The sequence below is a fragment of the Hallerella succinigenes genome (genome assembly GCF_002797675.1).
In the GTDB taxonomy this organism is placed as follows: Bacteria; Fibrobacterota; Fibrobacteria; order Fibrobacterales; family Fibrobacteraceae; genus Hallerella; species Hallerella succinigenes.
Genome location: NZ_PGEX01000001.1, coordinates 2512238 through 2531535, shown reverse-complemented (window position 1 = coordinate 2531535; position 19298 = coordinate 2512238). Strand labels below are relative to the sequence as shown.

22 protein-coding genes are annotated in these 19298 nt (G+C 46.6%); 15 read left to right on the top strand and 7 right to left on the bottom strand.

Going from position 1 to position 19298, the window contains the following annotated elements; genetic code table 11:
• Positions 1-25: 25 nt before the first annotated feature.
• Positions 26-1393 carry a PFL family protein gene (locus tag BGX16_RS11630; protein WP_100426180.1) on the bottom strand — a complete coding sequence of 456 codons (1368 nt, stop codon included), beginning with the start codon at positions 1391-1393 and terminating at the stop codon, positions 26-28.
• A gap of 26 nt (positions 1394-1419) precedes the next feature.
• The gene (locus BGX16_RS11625; protein WP_100426179.1) at positions 1420-1701 is read right to left on the bottom strand and encodes an ACT domain-containing protein; all 282 of its coding nucleotides are present in this window, start codon (positions 1699-1701) and stop codon (positions 1420-1422) included.
• A gap of 97 nt (positions 1702-1798) precedes the next feature.
• On the opposite strand from BGX16_RS11625, the gene BGX16_RS11620 reads away from it, so the two are divergent.
• On the top strand, positions 1799-2590 hold the full coding sequence (locus tag BGX16_RS11620; RefSeq protein WP_100426178.1) for a thioredoxin family protein: 792 nt from the start codon (positions 1799-1801) through the stop codon (positions 2588-2590).
• On the opposite strand, the gene BGX16_RS11615 is transcribed toward BGX16_RS11620, so the two are convergent.
• Complete coding sequence (locus BGX16_RS11615; protein WP_100426177.1) at positions 2577-3425, bottom strand: 50S ribosomal protein L11 methyltransferase; 849 nt, start codon at positions 3423-3425, stop codon at positions 2577-2579. The two genes, BGX16_RS11620 and BGX16_RS11615, sit on opposite strands and share 14 nt — an antisense overlap.
• Positions 3426-3513: 88 nt before the next feature.
• Positions 3514-3822: a helix-turn-helix domain-containing protein gene (locus tag BGX16_RS11610; protein ID WP_106520111.1), complete on the bottom strand. Its 309-nt coding sequence runs from the start codon at positions 3820-3822 to the stop codon at positions 3514-3516.
• A 295-nt stretch (positions 3823-4117) separates the two neighbouring features.
• Between BGX16_RS11610 and BGX16_RS14710 the strand changes: the two genes are divergently transcribed.
• From BGX16_RS14710 to BGX16_RS11545, 14 genes are all read left to right on the top strand, one after another.
• A complete protein-coding gene (locus tag BGX16_RS14710) occupies positions 4118-4291 on the top strand; it encodes a hypothetical protein (RefSeq protein WP_157798019.1) in 174 nt (57 codons plus the stop codon).
• A gap of 200 nt (positions 4292-4491) precedes the next feature.
• The gene (grpE, locus tag BGX16_RS11605) at positions 4492-5343 is read left to right on the top strand and encodes a nucleotide exchange factor GrpE (protein ID WP_100426176.1); all 852 of its coding nucleotides are present in this window, start codon (positions 4492-4494) and stop codon (positions 5341-5343) included.
• Positions 5344-5345: 2 nt separating this feature from the next.
• On the top strand, positions 5346-6914 hold the full coding sequence (locus BGX16_RS11600) for an Hsp70 family protein (RefSeq protein ID WP_100426175.1): 1569 nt from the start codon (positions 5346-5348) through the stop codon (positions 6912-6914).
• Positions 6915-6923: 9 nt separating this feature from the next.
• Positions 6924-8492, top strand: coding sequence for an Hsp70 family protein (locus tag BGX16_RS11595; RefSeq protein ID WP_100426174.1), 1569 nt, complete (start codon positions 6924-6926; stop codon positions 8490-8492).
• A 2-nt stretch (positions 8493-8494) separates the two neighbouring features.
• Entirely contained in the window at positions 8495-9733 is a 1239-nt protein-coding gene (locus tag BGX16_RS11590; RefSeq protein WP_100426173.1) for a hypothetical protein, read from the top strand.
• Positions 9708-10262: an FISUMP domain-containing protein gene (locus tag BGX16_RS11585; protein ID WP_100426172.1), complete on the top strand. Its 555-nt coding sequence runs from the start codon at positions 9708-9710 to the stop codon at positions 10260-10262. Before BGX16_RS11590 ends, BGX16_RS11585 begins: the two co-directional genes overlap by 26 nt.
• Positions 10263-10266: 4 nt before the next feature.
• On the top strand, positions 10267-11931 hold the full coding sequence (locus tag BGX16_RS11580; protein ID WP_100426171.1) for a hypothetical protein: 1665 nt from the start codon (positions 10267-10269) through the stop codon (positions 11929-11931).
• Between the two features lie 41 nt (positions 11932-11972).
• A complete protein-coding gene (locus BGX16_RS11575; protein WP_100426170.1) occupies positions 11973-12851 on the top strand; it encodes a tetratricopeptide repeat protein in 879 nt (292 codons plus the stop codon).
• 33 nt (positions 12852-12884) lie between these two features.
• On the top strand, positions 12885-13517 hold the full coding sequence (locus BGX16_RS11570) for an FISUMP domain-containing protein (RefSeq protein WP_100426169.1): 633 nt from the start codon (positions 12885-12887) through the stop codon (positions 13515-13517).
• A 57-nt stretch (positions 13518-13574) separates the two neighbouring features.
• Positions 13575-14237 (top strand): trypsin-like peptidase domain-containing protein, encoded by a 663-nt coding sequence (locus tag BGX16_RS11565; RefSeq protein WP_100426168.1) that lies wholly within the window; start codon positions 13575-13577, stop codon positions 14235-14237.
• A 2-nt stretch (positions 14238-14239) separates the two neighbouring features.
• A complete protein-coding gene (locus BGX16_RS11560; RefSeq protein ID WP_157798018.1) occupies positions 14240-14902 on the top strand; it encodes a S1 family peptidase in 663 nt (220 codons plus the stop codon).
• A 7-nt stretch (positions 14903-14909) separates the two neighbouring features.
• Complete coding sequence (locus BGX16_RS11555) at positions 14910-15146, top strand: hypothetical protein (protein ID WP_233126407.1); 237 nt, start codon at positions 14910-14912, stop codon at positions 15144-15146.
• A 69-nt stretch (positions 15147-15215) separates the two neighbouring features.
• The gene (locus BGX16_RS11550) at positions 15216-15728 is read left to right on the top strand and encodes a hypothetical protein (protein ID WP_241899552.1); all 513 of its coding nucleotides are present in this window, start codon (positions 15216-15218) and stop codon (positions 15726-15728) included.
• Positions 15729-15831: 103 nt separating this feature from the next.
• Positions 15832-17046 carry a hypothetical protein gene (locus BGX16_RS11545; RefSeq protein WP_100426165.1) on the top strand — a complete coding sequence of 405 codons (1215 nt, stop codon included), beginning with the start codon at positions 15832-15834 and terminating at the stop codon, positions 17044-17046.
• 19 nt (positions 17047-17065) lie between these two features.
• Here the strand turns inward: BGX16_RS11545 and BGX16_RS11540 are convergent, their stop codons facing one another.
• The 3 genes from BGX16_RS11540 to BGX16_RS11530 form a co-directional block, all read right to left on the bottom strand.
• Positions 17066-18430: an ATP-binding protein gene (locus BGX16_RS11540; protein WP_100426164.1), complete on the bottom strand. Its 1365-nt coding sequence runs from the start codon at positions 18428-18430 to the stop codon at positions 17066-17068.
• Between the two features lie 239 nt (positions 18431-18669).
• Positions 18670-18960 carry a type II toxin-antitoxin system PemK/MazF family toxin gene (locus tag BGX16_RS11535; RefSeq protein WP_100426163.1) on the bottom strand — a complete coding sequence of 97 codons (291 nt, stop codon included), beginning with the start codon at positions 18958-18960 and terminating at the stop codon, positions 18670-18672.
• On the bottom strand, positions 18947-19144 hold the full coding sequence (locus BGX16_RS11530) for a hypothetical protein (protein ID WP_100426162.1): 198 nt from the start codon (positions 19142-19144) through the stop codon (positions 18947-18949). Before BGX16_RS11530 ends, BGX16_RS11535 begins: the two co-directional genes overlap by 14 nt.
• Between the last annotated feature and the right edge of the window lie 154 nt (positions 19145-19298).

The following is a 19298-nucleotide window of genomic DNA, read 5'->3' as shown; positions in this document are numbered from 1 at the left end:
TTTTCGCCCTACTTCTTACTGCGCTTTAGTTCTTAAAAGAGTGGACCGGAGCCGGAATTCTTCCGCCTCGATTCACAAAGGCATCACAGGAATAAGCATTCACCGCCATCACCGGAGCAAAGCCCAGAAGGCCACCGAATTCCACCTTGTCACCCACCTTTTTCCCCGGGCATGGAATCAAGCGGCAGGCGGTCGTTTTTTGGTTGATCATCCCGATCGCCATTTCATCTGCGATAATGCCTGCAATGGTCGTGTCCTTGGTATCGCCCGGAATGGCGATCATGTCAAGGCCCACGGAGCAAACACAGGTCATCGCTTCGAGTTTTTCGAGTGTCAGCGCGCCCGCTTCTGCGGCGTGGATCATTCCCTGGTCTTCCGAAACCGGAATGAACGCGCCCGAAAGGCCTCCCACGTAAGAAGAAGCCATGAGGCCGCCCTTCTTCACCTGGTCGTTCAGCATGGCGAGGGCGGCAGTCGTTCCCGGAGCGCCAGCATATTCAAGGCCCATTTCGCAAAGGATGTCGGCAACGGAATCGCCAATCGCCGGAGTCGGCGCAAGCGAAAGGTCCACAATGCCAAACGGATAGCCAAGGCGTTTCGAAGCTTCTTTCGCCACAAGCTGACCGACCCGGGTCACCTTGAATGCGGTCTTTTTGATTGTTTCGGAAAGGGTTTCAAAGTCCGTGCCGCGGACCGATTCCAAGGCCTTTTTGACGACGCCCGGACCGGAAACGCCCACGTTCAAAACGACATCGCCTTCCGTGACACCGTGGAAGGCGCCGGCCATAAACGGGTTATCGTCCGGCGCGTTGCAAAAGACGACGAGTTTCGAGTCGCCGTTCAAAACGCCCTTCTTTTCGGAAAGTTCTGCGGTATCCTTGATGATCGTTCCCATCAAACGGACAGCATCCATGTCGATACCTGTTTTGGTCGAGCCTAAGTTGACCGAGGAACAGAGCACATCGGTTTCGGTCAAGGCTTCTGGAATGGAGCGGATCAAGAGTTCATCGGCAGGGGTCATTCCCTTGCTGACGAGGGCCGTGTAACCGCCCAGAAAATTCACTCCGACCTCTTTTGCAACGGAGTCCAACATCTTCGCAATTTTCACAAAGTCTGCGGAAGATTTGCAAGCGGATGCACCGACGAGGGAAATCGGCGTCACGGAGATTCTCTTGTTCACCACCGGAATGCCAAAGTCCTTCGCGATTTCATTTCCGGTTTTCACAAGGTCCTTGGCAGAACGGTAAATTTTATCGTGGATATTTTGGCAAAGCTTATCCACGTTCGAATCGATGCAGTCGAGAAGGCAGAGTCCCATCGTGATGGTGCGGACATCCAAGTTTTCCTTTTCGATCATGGCGTTGGTTTCTTCAACCTCGTGAAGATTGATCATATAAACCTCTTGTGGACAGTCCAGAATTAAAGACGGTGCATTGCGTCGAAGATGGCTTCTTTTTGCGTTTTGATTTGGACGCCGATTTTTTCTTCGCCGAGCTTGGTCAGTTCGTTCTGAATATCGCCGAACGCCTTTTGGATTGCCGAAATGTCGACGATCATCATCATGTTGAAGTAGCCCTGGACAATCGTCTGGGAGATGTCCAAGATATTGATGTTATTTTCTGCGAGGTATGTGCAGACCGTGGCGATAATTCCCACCGTATCCTTGCCGACAACCGTGATGATAGCTCTTTCTTGTGCCATGCCGAAACTCCTCAATGCTTCGTTTTACTTTTCAGCGTAAATATAGCTCCCTCGTTGGAATTCAATTTTGTAATTTGTAGCACAAAGGAGATTCCAAATGAAATTTGAAAGAAAATTTTCGTTTGTTTCTGTACTTTTGCTGACTCTGATCCTCGGCTCCTTCACCACCGCCCTCGCAAAAGCCTCTAACGACGAAGACATCCGCATCGTCAAAATCAACGACGATAACTTTGAAAAGGAAATCATGAATTCGAAGCAGCCGATCATTCTCGAAATCTCTTCGACGAGCTGCCCTCCGTGCCTCATCATGATTCCGACGCTCATCGATATTGCAAAGAACTATACCGACATTAAAGTCGCATCGATCGGTTTCGACGAACCGAATATTGAAAAGATCAAGAATACCTTCCGCATTCAAGCTTTCCCCACCTTCTACTTCTTAAGAGATGGCAAGATTATCAACATGAAGATGGGCGCGATGAAAGAAGACGAACTGTTAAAAGCCTTGGAATACACTCCGGCGAAGAACGTCAAAAAAGTGACCCAGTACAAGCCTCCGAAAAAGAAGAACCTTTCCTGCTCCATCGATGGAGAGTTCAGCGGGCTCAAGAATCACATCACGATTTCTTTTGTCTTCGGCAAAACGCAGATCGACGATGTAGACATTGTGACCGACGTGCTGATTCCGCCGGAACTCGAAGAGCCCAAACCGCAGATCATGGAAAAGTTCAAAGCCAGCGGAAAGTCGGAAGTCACAGAAACCAAAACGGGCTTCAAGTTGCACACTGCGAACAACAGTCGCTTTATGCGCGCCATGGACATGAAGAGAACTTCCAACTACAGCGAAATGAAAGCGGGTCTTGAGCTCCAAGGCTTTAAGTGCGAATAGCGCCTAAAACGCTCCACCATTCACGACTTGAATATTCCCGTTCCATCCTCAAACCGACATCTTTGAACCATTGAAGGACAAATTCCTTTTCGGTCAAAAGAAGTCCAGCAAGAACGAGCTTACCGCCCCGAGCCAAAAGCTGTACCACCTGTTCGCGCATCGGTAAAAATTCGCGCAAAAACATGTTACAGACGATCACGTCAAATTGAACGCCTGGGCGGAACACATTCAAATAACCGAGAACGCAGTCGCTTTTTTCAAAGCCGTTGCGTTCAAAATTTTCAGAAATGCAAGGGAGCGTTACCGGGTCGATTTCCGTTCCGACAGCGAGTTTTGCGCCACGGCGACGGGCGAACATGGAAAGGATTCCGGTGCCTGTGCCTATATCCAAAACCGATTTTCCCTGTAAATCGATAAATTCCATCAGATTCGCAACGCCGCATGTGGTATCGTGTTCACCGGTTCCAAAAGCGGTCTTCGCTTCGAGTTCAAGGACGACCGCGTCCGGATCTTCGGGGGTGAATTTGACCCAAGGCGGACGCACCCACAGGTGAGGGCTTACCTGCACCGGTTTTGCGCTGTCCCGAAAAACCTGCACCCAGTCCGTATCCGGTTCTTCCGTCACCCGAAAATGGTACTGCGGAAACTGCTGTACAAGGCGGTCCCGTTCCAAGCGATCGCTCGTGTAAAAACAAAAATGCGAAAGCCCGTCATCGGTCGGGTCTAATTCTTCGAGCGAAGCAACACCCGCTTCAAAAAGCAAATAGCTCGCAAGTTCAAAATCTTCCGCAGGACAATCGCCTTCCGCTTTGTACCAGGTTTCCGTTTTCTGCATAGGCGCAAATTTAAAAAGGAAGCTCTAGATTATAATAATTCAAAAAATCTAAAAAACTGTTTTTTCGTTATGCGATTTTTTGAGAAAACTAACAATCGATTGCCTCGATGAGGACATCTTGCAGGAATTCGCCGGGCTGATAGCCGAAAAACGCGGCCAGCCGGATGAAGTTTGTCATGGTGAGCTGGGTGTGGCTAAAGTGCCCACTCTTGCGCTTGATGCCTACTTCCACACCGTAAAGGGTGTTCTTGTGGAGACCAAGCTGGAATGCGAGCCCGTCGCGGGTAATGCCACGAGCCTTGCGGTGCCGCCTAAGAACCTTTGCGAGGGCTTCAGCGAAGCGGTCGTCCTCCATTTTCTGCAAGTTTTGCAGGTCTATCTTAGGCATGTGTGACATGTTAAAATGTTAGTTTTTGGACGATATTTGAAGTATACAGATGTCTGTTACTATTTTACAGAGAATTGTGATGGTGTAAGGAAGGACAGACTCGGTGCTGAAATAATGTGGTAGAGTTGTTTTGGCCTTAATCGCAAAAAAAAGTCACATATCTCTATGATTTTAGAATGAATGTTATCTATATTTTTAAAAAGTTACAGACGTCTGTGACTTCTGGTTGGGGCGGTCCCGGCCTTGACTAGGTTAGACAAAGGGAGATATACTCTAGAGGTATAATATGATATATGCAGTTAAAATGAATGGAGACCGTGTTGAACTCTATGATGCCCAAACTGGTAGCTATCAACGCAGTGTCTGTTGCAACGCAATTTCTGCAACGGTTCAGGGGAATGTTGTCGCTGTAAACAAAAAAGATGGCCGTACAGAAATTTACGATGCAGATACAGGCTCTTATCAGCGGAGCCTTTAATTCAGGAAAATCGAGGAGATATCCTCGATTCTAGGGGTGGGGTCTTGTAGCACTGCTCCCAGTTTTCAAGAGAAATCATTATTCGGCATCAAGCCTATTTAACATCCCATCTCTAGTTAGATAAGCCCTTCAGTTTGATCATCCGCGGATTCTCAGGCTTGAGGGGTTAATACCCTCTTTAACCCAAAGGAACGTGTTCTATGATGAAGAAGATTCTGATGGCAATCATGTTTGCTACAGCAATCGCTTTCGCAGCCGATGCCGCCAAGACCCCAGCAGCCGCCCCCGCAAAGACCGCGGCTACTATCCCTGCTCCCGCAGCCGCTCCTGCCGAAGCCGCCCCCGTCGCGGCTCCTACTAGCGTGGATGTGCATGAAGAGTCCTCCTTTAACCCAATGCCCTTGGCGGTGGGGGGCTTTGTTTTTGTGTGTCTGCTGATTATAGGGGTGTGGCGGTCACGGCGCCGTGCCATCGTAAAGGTTGCCGAACCTCCGACAGAACAGGAGCCGCCTGTGGAATCTGCGGGAGAATCTGAACCAAATAAATCAGAACTGAACATTTCGGACGAACTGCAAAAAATGAATGCTTCCTTGCAGGAACTGAAAAAGGCTGCTCAAGAAAAAGAAAAGCTTTTGCAGATAAATTCCGAAATGCATGAAGAGTTGGTTGGATTGCGCAACGGACTTGCGGATTCGATAAAGAAACCTCTTTTGATGGGTCTTATTCAGATTTATGATAGGCTTGAAGACCTTGTCAAGGTTAATTCAAACTTGCCGGAATCAGAAATCTCCGCAACGAAAATTCTGAAAACCGTAAACGACATCAAATTGAATAGCTTGGACTTGCTTTATGAATTTGATGTTGAACCAGTCGAGCCCAAAATCGGCGACGTGTTTAATCCAAAAGAACACAAGGCCATTAAAACAATCATGACCGATAAAGCGACCAAGGACAGAACGATATCTTCTGTCCGGCAAATCGGATTTGTCAATGTATCCAACTCTCGCATGCTGAGGGTCGGCAGCGTAGAAGTTTATAAAAAACAGGACTAAAAATGGATTCTAAAAATGTATTCGGAATAGATCTCGGAACCACCTATTCATGCGTTGCCCAGATTGACAGACAGGAACAGGCTGTTGTCATGCGCAACTTTGAGGGCGCGGCAACGACGCCTTCAGTTGTGTATTTTGAAGACGAGAAAACGGCTATCGTTGGGGAAGAGGCAAAGAATCAGTTGGAAGTGGAACCCGAGAAGACGGTCTGCTTTGTCAAACGTGAAATTGGCGTTGATGCTAGTTATGACAAGTTGAATAATCGATTCCCGTATCATTACGACCCAACGGAAATTTCAGCCTTTATCCTCAAGAAGGTCGTCAAGGACGCCAACTGCGTCCGCGAAAGCGAAGGGCTTGAACCCATAAATGACGTTGTCATCACCTGCCCCGCATATTTTGGAACCAAGGAACGCATGCAGACGAAACAGGCGGGCATTGCCGCCGGCTTGAATGTCCTTGCCATTATCAACGAGCCTGTCGCTGCGGCGATTTCGTACGGAGTCAAGACCGACAAGACGCAGACGGTGCTTGTGTACGATCTCGGTGGCGGAACGTTCGATGTATCTGTCATTAAGATAACCCGTGGAAAAATTCAAGTCGTGGTGACCGGCGGCGACCACCACTTGGGCGGTGCTGATTGGGACTTGGCGGTATCTCAATTTTTACTTGATGAGTTTAACAATGTAAACGGAACTGAATATAGCCTTGATTCTGACGTTCACTTGAAGAATACTCTTCTCTTGCAGGCGGAAAAGGCCAAGAAGAGTTTGAGCGCCAAGGAACGTGCGATGGTCAATTTCCAATATGAAGGAAAGTCCGCCCGAATAGCGTTGACCCGTGAAAAGTTCGATGAACTGACGGAAGGTCTGTTGGAACAGACGTTAAGCTATGTCGAAAGTACCATAGAGGATTCCAAGAAAAAGGGGGTTGAAACTTTTGATCAGGTCCTCCTTGTTGGAGGTTCGTCTCGAATGCCGCAGGTGAAGGCCGCTGTTGACAAGCGTTTGAACTGCGATGCTCGTTTGACGGACCCCGATGAATGTGTCGCCAAGGGGGCTGCCATATTCGCCATGAACAAGAGCTACGAAGATGCTATCGAGGCCTTTGAAAATGGCGAGACGGACGATTGTCCCGATATGGTCAAGTGCAGTACGACCATTGTCAACGTTACCAGCAAGACTTATGGAACTAGTGTCAATGAGGATGAAGTAGATAACCTGATTATGGCGAATACGACCTTGCCGACGGAAGGCCGGGGGCATTATGTAACAGCTGTGGACAACCAACCTGCTGTTCCTATTGATGTGTGGGAATCTAATGAAACAGAAAAGAGAATTAAACGTGCTCTTGCGGAATGCCTTGATGACGGTATGCTGACGATTAATAGGAATTGGCCCAAGGGAACCCCTATTGAAATGATTGTCCGAATTGACGATGAAGGTTTGATGTCCGTGTGGGGCAAGATTGGTGATGATGTCAAGGAATATAATTTGAAAATCACGGGTGTCAAGGACGATAAGGAAATGGAAACGAGTAAGAAGATTCTTGCTGAAGCGGAAGTAAATTAGGAATAATACATGAATGTAAAAAATGTATTCGGGATAGATCTCGGAACTACCTATTCTTGCGTGGCCCAGATTGACGGGCAGGAGCAGGCTGTTGTTTTGCGCAATTTTGAGGGCGCGGCAACGACGCCTTCAGTTGTGTATTTTGAAGACGAGAAAACGGCTATCGTTGGGGAAGAGGCAAAGAATCAGTTGGAAGTGGAACCCGAGAAGACGGTCTGCTTTGTCAAACGTGAAATTGGCGTTGATGCTAGTTATGACAAGTTGAATAATCGATTCCCGTATCATTACGACCCAACGGAAATTTCAGCCTTTATCCTCAAGAAGGTCGTCAAGGACGCCAACTGCGTCCGCGAAAGCGAAGGGCTTGAACCCATAAATGACGTTGTCATCACCTGCCCCGCATATTTTGGAACCAAGGAACGCATGCAGACGAAACAGGCGGGCATTGCCGCCGGCTTGAATGTCCTTGCCATTATCAACGAGCCTGTCGCTGCGGCGATTTCGTACGGAGTCAAGACCGACAAGACGCAGACGGTGCTTGTGTACGATCTCGGTGGCGGAACGTTCGATGTATCTGTCATTAAGATAACCCGTGGAAAAATTCAAGTCGTGGTGACCGGCGGCGACCACCACTTGGGCGGTGCTGATTGGGACTTGGCGGTATCTCAATTCTTGCTGGATGAATTCAATAAAGCTAACGGGACTGAATATAGCCTTGATTCGGATGTTCACTTGAAGAATACTCTTTTTTTGCAGGCGGAAAAAGCTAAGAAGAGTTTGAGCGCCAAGGAACGGGCGATGGTCAATTTCCAATATGAAGGAAAGTCCGCCCGAATAGCGTTGACCCGTGAAAAGTTCGATGAACTGACGGAAGGTCTGTTGGAACAGACGTTAAGCTATGTCGAAAGTACCATAGAGGATTCCAAGAAAAAGGGGGTTGAAACTTTTGATCAGGTCCTCCTTGTTGGAGGTTCGTCTCGAATGCCGCAGGTGAAGGCCGCTGTTGACAAGCGCTTGAACTGCGATGCCCGCTTGACGGACCCCGATGAATGTGTCGCCAAAGGTGCGGCCATATTCGCCATGAACAAGAGCTACGAAGATGCCATCGAGGCTTTCGAAAATGGCGAGACGGACGATTGTCCCGATATGGTCAAGTGCAGTACGACCATTGTCAACGTTACCAGTAAGTCTTATGGGGTAGGTATTATTCCCCATAATGTAGAAAACCTTATTATGGCTAATACGCCTTTGCCAACAGAGGGAAGGGGCGTTTTTTGTACGGTATACGATAATCAACCTGCTGTAAGGGTTGATGTATGGGAGTCCAACGAAACCGAAAAAATAATCGATCAAGATTGCGCAGAGTGTCTTGACGACGGGCTACTTCCGTTAACAAAAAAATGGCCCGCCGGTACTAGGGTGGAAGTTGTGTTCAAGATAGATTCCGAAGGTCTAATGTATGTGTGGGGAAAATTGGGCAATGATATTAAGGAGTATTGCTTGAAAATCACTGGTGTCAAGGACGATAAGGAAATGGAAAAGTGTAAGAAGATTCTTGCTGAAGCGGAGGTGAATTAAAAATGTCAATAGAATCTGATGCCGCCAAATGGAAAAGCAATGTTTCGAGGATTCGCGAGTTGGATCCTGATGGGACCGTGCTGAATGGTTCTTCCGGTAACATCAAAAAATTTTTTGATGAAGCGGCCTCCGTTTTTAAAAAGGGAATGTTTGATGCGGAAAACACAAAGAAGCAGTTGAAGATTTTACGAGGTCGAAATACTAGGCTATCGGGAAAACCGATTGCCGTGGAATTGAGTTCCTTTATCAATATTACAGAGCGTTATGCGACCAAGACCGAGGACGTTTTTGCCGATTTTGCAAAGACTCTCGCTTCAAATGCACAAGCTTCTGCCAATGGTAATTCCGCGAGAACTTCTTCAAGGCAACGTCAGGTTCAGCCGTCTAGACAAGAACCTTTATCTGGTCCGCTTGTTCATGACAATTCAAGTTTTTGTAGCGGTGGCGATTTAGCTATCCATATCATTTTTTCCGTCTTTTGTGTGTTAGAATTCATTGCAGGACTCTTTGCGTTTGGTATTGGCGCATGGATTGTATATCTCTTGTGGGTATATACATATAGCCATTGCTATATGTCGAAATACCCGACGCTAACCAGGCTAGGCGCAATCATCTTACCTGTCCCCATAGTAAACATCATATCCATTGGCATCTGCTCGTTGATTGGAAGGATTAAATACGGCAACGAGACTTTTGTTGAAGACGGCTTCGATAGAAAAAAAGAGGGCTTGATTTTTAAGATTTACACAAAGCTTTTATTTTTGAATGAACCGCAATTTGTAAAGTCTGGGAAATATTGCGAGGCTTACAGAGTGATTCGCAGTTACTATGTGCGTAACGGCTTTCAAGAATCCGCCATGCAGGATAGATGTATTGCCGCGCTTGAAGACGGAATGCCTATTATAGAAGCCGCTCAAATACTTCATCGTATTACGAGTGAAGATTCCCAATTTGCCATCGTCTTCGTTGAGTCCCTTTTGCAAATACCTCGCTATAAAAAGGTGTATAACGGGGCTGAGCTTGTAATTAGGGAAATTGCCCAAATTTTTGGTCTCTCTCAAGAAGAATATTATGATTTGTTGTTTGTTTATTGGAAGCGCTTATCCCAATGCGATCCGAACTTTCAGAAAAATTTAGATCAATTCAAGAGAGAATATGTAGCAATAAAGTCTAGAAGGAGGCAGGAAGAACAATATCAACGATCTAGGGGATCTTATGAAGAATATTCTGACAGAAATTAAGAAAATTTTGCTCGTCTTTTTTATTCTCTGCACGACGGCGATTGCAAACGCTAACGAACATTCCGGTACTGGGGTCGTCTACGACGCTCATGGAAACGCGTACAAGACGCGGAAAATAGGGGATTATGTTTGGACTTTGCAGAATCTGAAAACACCCAGTGGCTCGGCTTGCTATAAAAACCAACAGGCCAATTGTGACAAATATGGCCGCTATTACACCTGGGCCATGGCTATGGTGTCTTATCCTAGAGGCTGGCATTTGCCAAATAAGAAAGAATGGAAAAATCTACTGGATAATCTTGTTATTGACTGGAGTGCTATAGAGCCGAGTATGATGACGAGAGGAAGAAACTATAAGGGGGAATGGAATGGTCTAGGTAGCTTTTCATATTATTGGACTTCGGATGCGGGAAATGCAGGCGATGATACCAAAGGCTCGATAATGTTTAGTCTTAATGGACAAACGGTAATGGATTGGACAGATTTCCCAGAAAATGGGCTGCAGTCGGTTCGTTGTGTGCAGGATTAGATAAATGGAACAAATCACGCAAAGAACAATAAAGACAGCCCATTTGTTTTTGTTGCTGGCCTTCCATGTTTTGGTCATGTCTGTGGTAGCAAATGCAAAGGTCATAGAAAGATTTCCAGACGGAAAACCAAAAATCGTGGAAACCGTTACTGCCTCAGGTCAGTATCGTTATGAAAATCATACCCAATATATGGAAAAAACAGGACAGCCGTGTCATATAGTCAAGAAGACATACAAAAATGACCGATTTTTTTCAATTTCTGAGGCCGGAGGCGATTGTAAATATTGGCCGGATTTTGGTAGCTCATTTGTTAACATAGAAGAGGATATGGTCACCACACAGTACAATGAGCGGGGAAAAATCATATCCAAAACCGGACCTGGATGGGAGAAGCGATATGACGATAATGGGCATCTTATCTATGAAAAAAGTTCAGGATATGAAAAAAAATGCAAGAGCAACGGCAACTGTGAAGTAATACAAAAGACGAACGGTTATACAAGTTATTTAAGCTGCAAGGGAAACAACTGCTCAATAACAAGAATAATTTCCTCGGGTATGCAAGTATGCTCCGGGGACGAAGACTGCCGTGATTTTTTAGCAAAAGAAAATCAAAAAGCGGTCGAAAAGAGAAAAATTCAACATGAAAAATGGGAGAAAGAACGGGTCGCTGAAGAAGCCCGAAAAGAAAAGGAATATAACCAGAAAAAGGCTGCATTTCTGAAACAATACGATTCCGATGGGGATGGATTCTGCACAGGAGATTACGAGATGCAACTAATGAGTAACCTTTGCGATGGTGACGATCTTTGTCCCAAAACGCCAGGCAAGTACGACGGCTGCACATTGGAACAGAAAATCAGAATGGATAACGATACCGATCGGGACGGCTTCTGTGACGATGATGAAATGTACCAGAAACATTCGGAACTTTTTGAAGGTCTTGACCTCTGTCCAGACCTTAAAGGCGAAAGTCCCGACGGCTGCACGGAAGAAGTCCGTGCAATGATGAAAAAGGACGCCAAGGAGACCATCGAACTGCAAATACGGCAGTTATTTGACTGCGATGCGGACGGGTTCTGTTCGGAGGAGTTTGATAAATGGGGTGGGTGTGCCGAGTATGCAGCAGCCTCTGGAATAAAAGAAAATGTCTCTTTCAAGAATTACACGTATTTTAATCCGTTCCTCTCTAAAGCCGAGACAAAGGCCGCTATTGCCGAAGCGAAGGGAATGGTTTGTACGGAAGGCTATGTCGACGCGTGTCCTGACAGTAGGGGGAATACCATGGGATGCGCCGACCGACATCTTAGGGAATATGTTAAGAAGACTTATGGCGATTATGATCCGGACCACGATGGATTCTGTGACAAGTGGGTTGGAGAGAAGGGACTTTGGAGAGCCATGGGCAACGGCTGCAACCAGGACTATCTTGACGAATGCCCCACGAAATTTGGCGGCGAACGAGGTTGCCCGAGGCAACAAGATAACAGTTTTGCGCGACAAAAGGCGAACCGGCCGGCAGGACGCTGCTGCCCGCCCGGTGCCGTGGGATGCCATGACAATTGTACGCAGTCTGAAAGGAATGCTGGAGGCAAGAATTACGATAATAGCAGACAAAATAATGGAAACGGACTTTTCGTAAACGGGAAGAAAGTGAAATTCTGGTGATGTGTTTTTTTCAAATTAAAGAAAATGGAGATAATTAACAAATGAATAAAAAGAACAGATTTATTGTGCCCCTGGTCTTGGGGCTTGCAGCGGTTCTGTTTTTTGCCACTGCAGTTGTTTCAGCGGTTGTCTTGAGAACATCCGATAAAATTGTCAGCATCGACTATGAATGCAATTATTCGCACAACAGTTCCTTCATTAGCAGCATTGCCGCTGCGCTTGGAAACCGGGCGGCTGAATTCAATAAAGGCGTTTGCTTGATGGAAAAGAAGGAATATGGCGAAGCCTACGATGTCATGGTGTCCGCCGCCGAAAAGGGACTTGCGCCCGCTCAAAGCCGACTTGGATATATGTACGCAGAAGGCTTGGGCGTTACCCAAGATTCTAAAATATCGGAACATTGGTACAGGATGGCAGCGAATCAAGGCTACATAGACGCAATGGTTTCTTTGGGAAATATGTATTATAGTGGGGTTGAAGATTATGGAATACATAAAGATTTCAACACGGCGTTCCATTATTATTCAGATGCTGCTTATGCTGGTGGTGCGGACGCCCAGCTCTATCTTGCATACATGTATTTAAGGGGCGAGGGGACTGAGCAGGACTTAGAAAAGGCTTTTGAATGGACGGAAAAATCCGCCGAGCAAGGTTTCGCTCAGGCTCAGAATGAATTGGGTCGAGCCTATGAACAGATGAAGCAAGATTACAACAAGGCCATTGAATGGTATAAAAAAGCCGCGGCGCAGGGATATCAGGATGCACAAAAAAATCTGGATCGTCTTTACGAAAATGGGGGTGCACCACAGACTGCTTCAAAACAATCAACCGCTGATGACCCGCTCGGTGATTTGGATTTAGATAATTTGTTTACAGATGAAGATACAGTGGGGGGTGACCCGTTCGCCGATTTGCTCTGAGAGATTTTTTTACAAATTAAAGGGAAAAACAAAATGAAACAAAAAAACAGAAGTTTGGCGCTTCTTGTTCTTTTTGCATCCATCTTGCTTGGATGTGAAGAAACCGTCAAAGATGCAGATGGAAACTCGTATAGAGTGGTAAGCATAGGTGAACAGACCTGGATGGCGGAGAATCTCAAACTAAAAACGGATGATTCGTACTGCTATGATAATAAAGAAGAAAATTGCAAAAAATATGGAAGGCTTTACAAGCACTCTGCTGCGAAATATGCTTGTCCTGCAAAATGGCGGCTTCCGACTGACGAAGACTGGAATAAATTGGTCTATGCTCTTGGTGGCCCTAAAATAGGGATAGAAAAACTAAAGACAAAAAAAGGATGGAAGGAAAACAAAAATGGGACGGACGAATATGGTTTCGGAATGTTTCCCGGTGGTGAAATGGAGGCTTGCGAATTATTTATGGATATGAGATACGCAGAAGCTGACTATTGGGCGACCGTGGATCCAACTTTTAATGGTTTTGGAAAAAGAGCCGCTTTCTGGCATGCGGACGGATATGTTTATATATTCGACTATTTTGGAAAAGCCGAGTTTAGTTCTGTGGATCTTGATGAAGATTGCCATAGGGCTGAAGCTCGTTATGTCCGTTGCATAAAAGACGAATAAAAATACTTCCCCCACGCATACTTCCAATTCAAACACTAAATCCAACGGGATGTCATCATGAAACACACAATCATTCTCATAATCGGCATCTTGGCGACATTCCTGTTCGCCGAAACAGGAAAGCATAAAATCACAAAAGTATACGGCACAGGCATCGCATTCAACGAGCACTATATCGTCACCACAGGCAATGTGGCCCGCCATTCCGAAAAGTTGGATTCCATTGTTGTGATGGTTAACGGGCTCCCAATTATCGCCAGATTAGAGCACTCTGCGGACACGGTGCTTGACAGGGCTAAAAACGAGTACATGAACATGGCCATCATCCAGGTCGATAACAAGGTCTTGCTCAACGCATGCAAAATCGAAGACAGATTGGTCACAACAGGCGAACCCGTCACCGTAACAGGATTTCTACAGGAAGATTCCAAACTTCAAATAAAGTCTTTCCCAGCTAAAGTCGTTGCGGACTCGACATTCCCCGAATATGTAGCACGGGCCCTGAACGTTAGGACTCCTGGTGGATTCAGCGGTGCGGCAATTTCAAGCCACGGCAAGGTAATCGGAATGAGCTTCGGAAACAGCACCCGCAAATCCGACATATCATTCTTCTATGACGGTATGCTCCTGTCAGAATATATACGAAACCAAAACAAGCACACGACGACAGATGTATCAAAATGCACGTATCAAGTCCGAAGCTATGTCACCGTAGAATAATCATGAAACAGCTTATCGGAATCATCCTTCTCTCCTTCTTCGTGGCATTTGCCGAAGATGACATGCGTAACGGAAACGGGTTCTTCGTTAACAGCGATTACATCATCACTGCATACCATGTGGTAGAAACCTTTGAACATAAGTGTTATTACGATATCAAGAATGACACGTGCTACAAGACTCATATGGTTGATTACGATTTGGAGTCAGACCTCGCTCTTTTGAAACTTGATGAAGAGCCTGTTGCAATGCCTATGGTATGCAGTCTCGAACACAATGAATTGCCAAATGGGGAAAAACTGACTTCGTATGGCTACACTCAGCCTTTCATTAACCCTAATTTGACGGTTGTGCCTATGCGAATTCGTATGCAGTATCGTTATGATGGCAATTACAGCTATTATCGCACAAGCGGAATCATAGAGTTTGGGATGTCGGGCGGACCTAATTTTACCATGAATGGGCGAATTGGCGGAATGAACAAATCTGTATCGCTAATGGAAGAGAATACTAGCAATCTGGTGAAGTCTACGGAAGTGGTTCGCATGCTTAGAAGGAATGGTGTAGCAGAATATCCAAATACCAAGAATGTCGAAAAATGTGCAATCAGCATCTTGAACTCCTTTGAGGATTTTAAGTCTGCTCAATTAAAATGGGGCAAATAATATAACCATGTTTGATTTCATCGGTAACATTTTTGAAAGGATTACTAATTTCTTTGTTCAGATCATCTTGCTTATCATCATCGTGTTTGCAGTCGTCTTGCTTTTACTTGCAGCGCATAGGCACAACAATAACCCCTATGTGGACCATTCGCAAGATATTCAGAAACAAAAAATCGAGACCGAACGAGAGGCAAAATACAGGGAGGCTCTGCAACGCCTCTATGACGAACAATATGGAAAATAAACAAACAACAACGGAGTTGTCACCATGGGATGCCTAGTTAACATGTTCAAAATCGTCCTCGGAATCTTCTTGATTCTCATCATGCTTGTTGTGGGCTACAAACTCGTGTTCGACCCATATCGCCCCGAATCCCCTAACAGCTGTTGGTCTCATAAGTCGGCAGAACTGGATTCCAAACAGAATGAACCTTCAATCGACAACATCAGTTACGATGTCCCGATGCAAACAGGCCAAACTCATGACTACATAATGGCTAACACCTTCCAAAAACAATTCGTCCGAATGGAACTTGACCCCGAACTTGAAAAAGGTCTCGTATTTGTCATAAAAGCTTTCAAAACAGTCTTCGGACAGGACTTCTCTCCTACAATCACTTCGGCTCACGATTCTTTCAATACGCATGACAAATGGTCTCCTCATCGTTGGGGGCGTGCTGTCGATATAGGTCTCGCTGACCTGCCTCTAAAAGAGAAAAGACGAATCGTCAAGTTCCTCAAAGCTACCATGCCCGATTACTTTACTATCCGTTGGGAAAACCAAGGCATTCAAACTGAACATCTCCACTTACAATATCGCCAATAATAAATAGAAGTCTGAAACGCCAATATCATGATACAACGACTTGGAATCATTCTATCTTTCGTCGCAAAGACATTTGCTGACGACATGCACTATGGAGTAGAATATGGCACTCTTTGAAATCCTTTTTATCTTGGCCGGTTTTTTCGTTGGCCTTGTGTCGCGGGGAGGAATGTCCCTGTTCTTGCTTCCGCTTGCCGTGGCGGCGTTCGTGCTCGCCATGATGAACAGGCCGAGAACAACGGGCTCCAGGGCAAAGAAAATCGTGAGTTCGATTTTGTCGGCGGCATACCTTGCCGCGGTAGTGATCGCGGTACTTGCCTGCTCGCTTGCTTTTTTCCAAAGCGGTTCCAAAGAACGGTCAGATGCCCCCAAAAAGGAACCGACAGTTGCATTGCAGGTTCAAAATGACAAGGACTTGTCCGTTCTGGAAGAGAAGGTGGATAAAGTCTATTCCATGCTTGCCGACATGAAAATGGAATACAGCCTGATTGGGAAAAGCGATCTGGAGCGGGTCAAGGCGGAGATTGCCATACATGACGACGAATTGATTGAGTGCGACCCCACAAAAGAGAAGGGCTGTATGGAATTCTCCAATTATGGAACGGAACGCGACAGCAGCAGGTTTTACATGGTATCCTTGCACTGGGAGTTGCCGAGGTTCCAAGTTTATCCTAAATGGGTCTACCGGAAAATCATCAAGGGGTTGCTGGGCGATGACTTGACCGATGCCGACACGGTCCTTGATTCTAGACAGTTAGGAAAAATTCATAAAAGGGCCCTTTACCGTCAGGTGGAGGCATACAAGCGGTCCATTGAGTCCGAACTCAGGAATTATCCCGATGACTGGTACTATGACAGCGCCCGGACGGAAGTCGCCGCCACTCTCAGATACGAACGCCAGGACAGCATAGATTTCGCGTTCGATTCACTGCTGTGGACGACTTATTATATTTCGAAAGCCGAGTACACTGCCGGTGCCGCCGCAGGATCCAAATACGAGTATCATCGGACCTTCTCGAAGAAAGACGGCTCGCTGGTTGATTCCACAATATTCAATCCAGAAGAAAAGGAAAAGATTGTATCGCTTCTTCGTAAATATGCGACAAAATACGAAGTCAATGCCGATGCCATCGACATGGATTTCGAGCTGAAGCCTTCTTTTTGGAAGGAAGGTATCGGTTTTGACGGGTACTCTTTCGAAATCGGCTGGCATTCCCACGGCAGCGTGATGATCGTGGTGCCTTACAAGGAAATTCTGCCCTATATGGAACCTTGGGCCCGCCAGAAATTCGGTCTGACTGAAGGCGGAGATTCGTAAGTGGATTTGTATTTTTCGATTAAATAATTTTAAGGATGTCTTCCGGCAAAAAGACTATTCCATCCGTCTTGTCGCGAGGTTTTTCTTTCAAAAAAAGAACCGGAATGATTTTTTTATACTTCTGGACGAACGGCAATTTCTGGACCTGCTCATTCAGATGAGCAAACAGGCGCCCTGCATTTTCGCTATTCGTCCATTTGCATTCCCCGACAAGTAGCGTTTTCTTGTCCATGCTTTCGGCAACGACATCGATTTCGATCCGTTCTGACTTGCCGACATTGCCCCACCACCTGGAAGCTACATTGAACATCTCGCCACCGACAACCTGCCCGCTAACCGCCTGCCGGCAAAGGCGTTCCCAGCAAAAACCTTCAAATTCAGAGAAATGCTGTTTTACGATTTCTTCCACGTAATCGATACGGCCCAGTTCTAGCAGCGAGCGATACGGACTTATGAATCGGTAATAGAAACTGATAAACGGGTCGGACAAGTGGTAAATGCCGTGCTTGCTATTTTTCGGATTTTCTCCGAAGGGAATCTCCCGATCCACAAGCTGCATGGTCACGAGCCTTTTTAAAGGGGCGCTCAAAGTCGCCGCATTCTTTTCGGCACATGCCGCAATCTGCGAAATTCGGTTCGCACCGTTCCCGATGATTCCAAGAAGCGTGGAGGCCTGCACCAGGTCGCGCATGTCGTCGCGCAAAATGTGCACAGGCTCGTCATGAAGGACGCCCATGGGAGAAAGGGCCAATTCCCGCAAGGCCGACTTGAAATTCCGATACCGTTCACGCAGTTCCCAATAGCGGGGCACCCCGCCCCAAACGGCATATTCAGAAACGGCCTCCTTTGCCGAAATTTTCAACGCAGAAGGCAAGTAAGAAATCGGAATAGGCTTCAACCGGAGAATTCCATGGGCACGCCCATACAATGGAGATTTTTCATCGAGGGCGACATCGAACATCATCTGTCGCGACGAGCCGCAAATCACCAGGTTGAAGTTCAAGGACTTTTCGTCCAGCAACTTCTGCAGCGTAGAGGGCAACATCTCGCAGGATTTCACAAGATACGGGAACTCGTCCAGGCAGAGCGTAGAGCCCTTCGCGCACCTGTAGTTGAAAGCCCTAAAAAGCGACTCCCAGTCGGGGTAAGCAACGGAATCGAAACCCTCATACCGGACTGCAATCGTCATGGCCAGGCAACGCCGCTGGGCGGATTCTTCCGAACGGTCCGCCATAAAATAGACATCGTTTTCCTTCAAGACGCGCTTTAACAAGGTGGACTTGCCCAACCTGCGACGGCCATAGACAACGACAAAAGACGCCCCCTTCCGGGAGAGTTCCGCCTTCAGCCTTTTCGATTCTTCTTCACGATCTAGGAATTCCATACCCCTAACATAACAAATTATTTAGCAGAAAAATAATTTTCCTACTAAATAATTTTCCAGAATCCCCCTCTTTTGGGCGTTCCCCGGCCTGGGGCCGGGTCGGGTGCTGCTCGCCGAGCACGCTCGGCTCATCGAGCCGCTACGCGTCTCGCCACAATGGTGCGACGCCCCCTAACGCGATTTCAGTGTGGGGTGTGAAGTGTGGGGTGATTATTCGAAGATGTTCTGATTAGCCAGACTTATCTGACGAATAAGGCTTTTCCTCTGTCAAAACAGAACTTGTTGACCGCACCGATAAGGTGAATAACCGCAACTGAATCCTTCGGAAGACCCGTTTCTTCCTTTCGGAACAGAATGTTCGGCTCGTGGCCCGCCCTTTCGAGATTCGAAGTAAAAGGAATCGCAACGACAGTGTTCAGATTCTTTATGCCGAGCAGATCATTTTGCATCACGACCGCAGGGCGAATCTTGGACGGAAGGCCGCCAACTGGGTCGCCAAAATCGATTAGCCAGACTTCACCATGTGTCATTCTTCAATTCATCCCACATGGAATTCATGGAACTGCGCGCGACGTCTTTTTCCAATTCGGCGAAATTTTCTTCGCGCCGTTTGGTCTTCAACGATTCCAACATCTTGCTCATCAGCGTAAGAGTCTGCTCATAGGAAAGAGACAGCACCTGCTCGGTAAAATCGGCAAAAGCGACATCAGACATACTGCACCTCCTTATTCATCTAATCTAAATATATACAATTTCCGGTATTAAAGGAAGCGGACAGGTTTTTAAAAACACGACTTCCTTGAGCGTTCCCCGGCCCTTAACGCGATTTCAGTGTGGAGTGTGAAGTGTGGGGTGTGAGTGTGGAATT

Bases quoted from the DNA above. Each gene is read 5' to 3' on its own strand.
- BGX16_RS11630 (WP_100426180.1), bottom strand. From the start codon at position 1,393: ATGATCAATCTTCACGAGGTTGAAGAAACCAACGCCATGATCGAAAAG.
- BGX16_RS11625 (WP_100426179.1), bottom strand. From the start codon at position 1,701: ATGGCACAAGAAAGAGCTATCATCACGGTTGTCGGCAAGGATACGGTG.
- BGX16_RS11620 (WP_100426178.1), top strand. From the start codon at position 1,799: ATGAAATTTGAAAGAAAATTTTCGTTTGTTTCTGTACTTTTGCTGACT.
- BGX16_RS11615 (WP_100426177.1), bottom strand. From the start codon at position 3,425: ATGCAGAAAACGGAAACCTGGTACAAAGCGGAAGGCGATTGTCCTGCG.
- BGX16_RS11610 (WP_106520111.1), bottom strand. From the start codon at position 3,822: ATGTCACACATGCCTAAGATAGACCTGCAAAACTTGCAGAAAATGGAG.
- BGX16_RS14710 (WP_157798019.1), top strand. From the start codon at position 4,118: ATGAATGGAGACCGTGTTGAACTCTATGATGCCCAAACTGGTAGCTAT.
- grpE (WP_100426176.1), top strand. From the start codon at position 4,492: ATGATGAAGAAGATTCTGATGGCAATCATGTTTGCTACAGCAATCGCT.
- BGX16_RS11600 (WP_100426175.1), top strand. From the start codon at position 5,346: ATGGATTCTAAAAATGTATTCGGAATAGATCTCGGAACCACCTATTCA.
- BGX16_RS11595 (WP_100426174.1), top strand. From the start codon at position 6,924: ATGAATGTAAAAAATGTATTCGGGATAGATCTCGGAACTACCTATTCT.
- BGX16_RS11590 (WP_100426173.1), top strand. From the start codon at position 8,495: ATGTCAATAGAATCTGATGCCGCCAAATGGAAAAGCAATGTTTCGAGG.
- BGX16_RS11585 (WP_100426172.1), top strand. From the start codon at position 9,708: ATGAAGAATATTCTGACAGAAATTAAGAAAATTTTGCTCGTCTTTTTT.
- BGX16_RS11580 (WP_100426171.1), top strand. From the start codon at position 10,267: ATGGAACAAATCACGCAAAGAACAATAAAGACAGCCCATTTGTTTTTG.
- BGX16_RS11575 (WP_100426170.1), top strand. From the start codon at position 11,973: ATGAATAAAAAGAACAGATTTATTGTGCCCCTGGTCTTGGGGCTTGCA.
- BGX16_RS11570 (WP_100426169.1), top strand. From the start codon at position 12,885: ATGAAACAAAAAAACAGAAGTTTGGCGCTTCTTGTTCTTTTTGCATCC.
- BGX16_RS11565 (WP_100426168.1), top strand. From the start codon at position 13,575: ATGAAACACACAATCATTCTCATAATCGGCATCTTGGCGACATTCCTG.
- BGX16_RS11560 (WP_157798018.1), top strand. From the start codon at position 14,240: ATGAAACAGCTTATCGGAATCATCCTTCTCTCCTTCTTCGTGGCATTT.
- BGX16_RS11555 (WP_233126407.1), top strand. From the start codon at position 14,910: ATGTTTGATTTCATCGGTAACATTTTTGAAAGGATTACTAATTTCTTT.
- BGX16_RS11545 (WP_100426165.1), top strand. From the start codon at position 15,832: ATGGCACTCTTTGAAATCCTTTTTATCTTGGCCGGTTTTTTCGTTGGC.
- BGX16_RS11540 (WP_100426164.1), bottom strand. From the start codon at position 18,430: ATGGAATTCCTAGATCGTGAAGAAGAATCGAAAAGGCTGAAGGCGGAA.
- BGX16_RS11535 (WP_100426163.1), bottom strand. From the start codon at position 18,960: ATGACACATGGTGAAGTCTGGCTAATCGATTTTGGCGACCCAGTTGGC.
- BGX16_RS11530 (WP_100426162.1), bottom strand. From the start codon at position 19,144: ATGTCTGATGTCGCTTTTGCCGATTTTACCGAGCAGGTGCTGTCTCTT.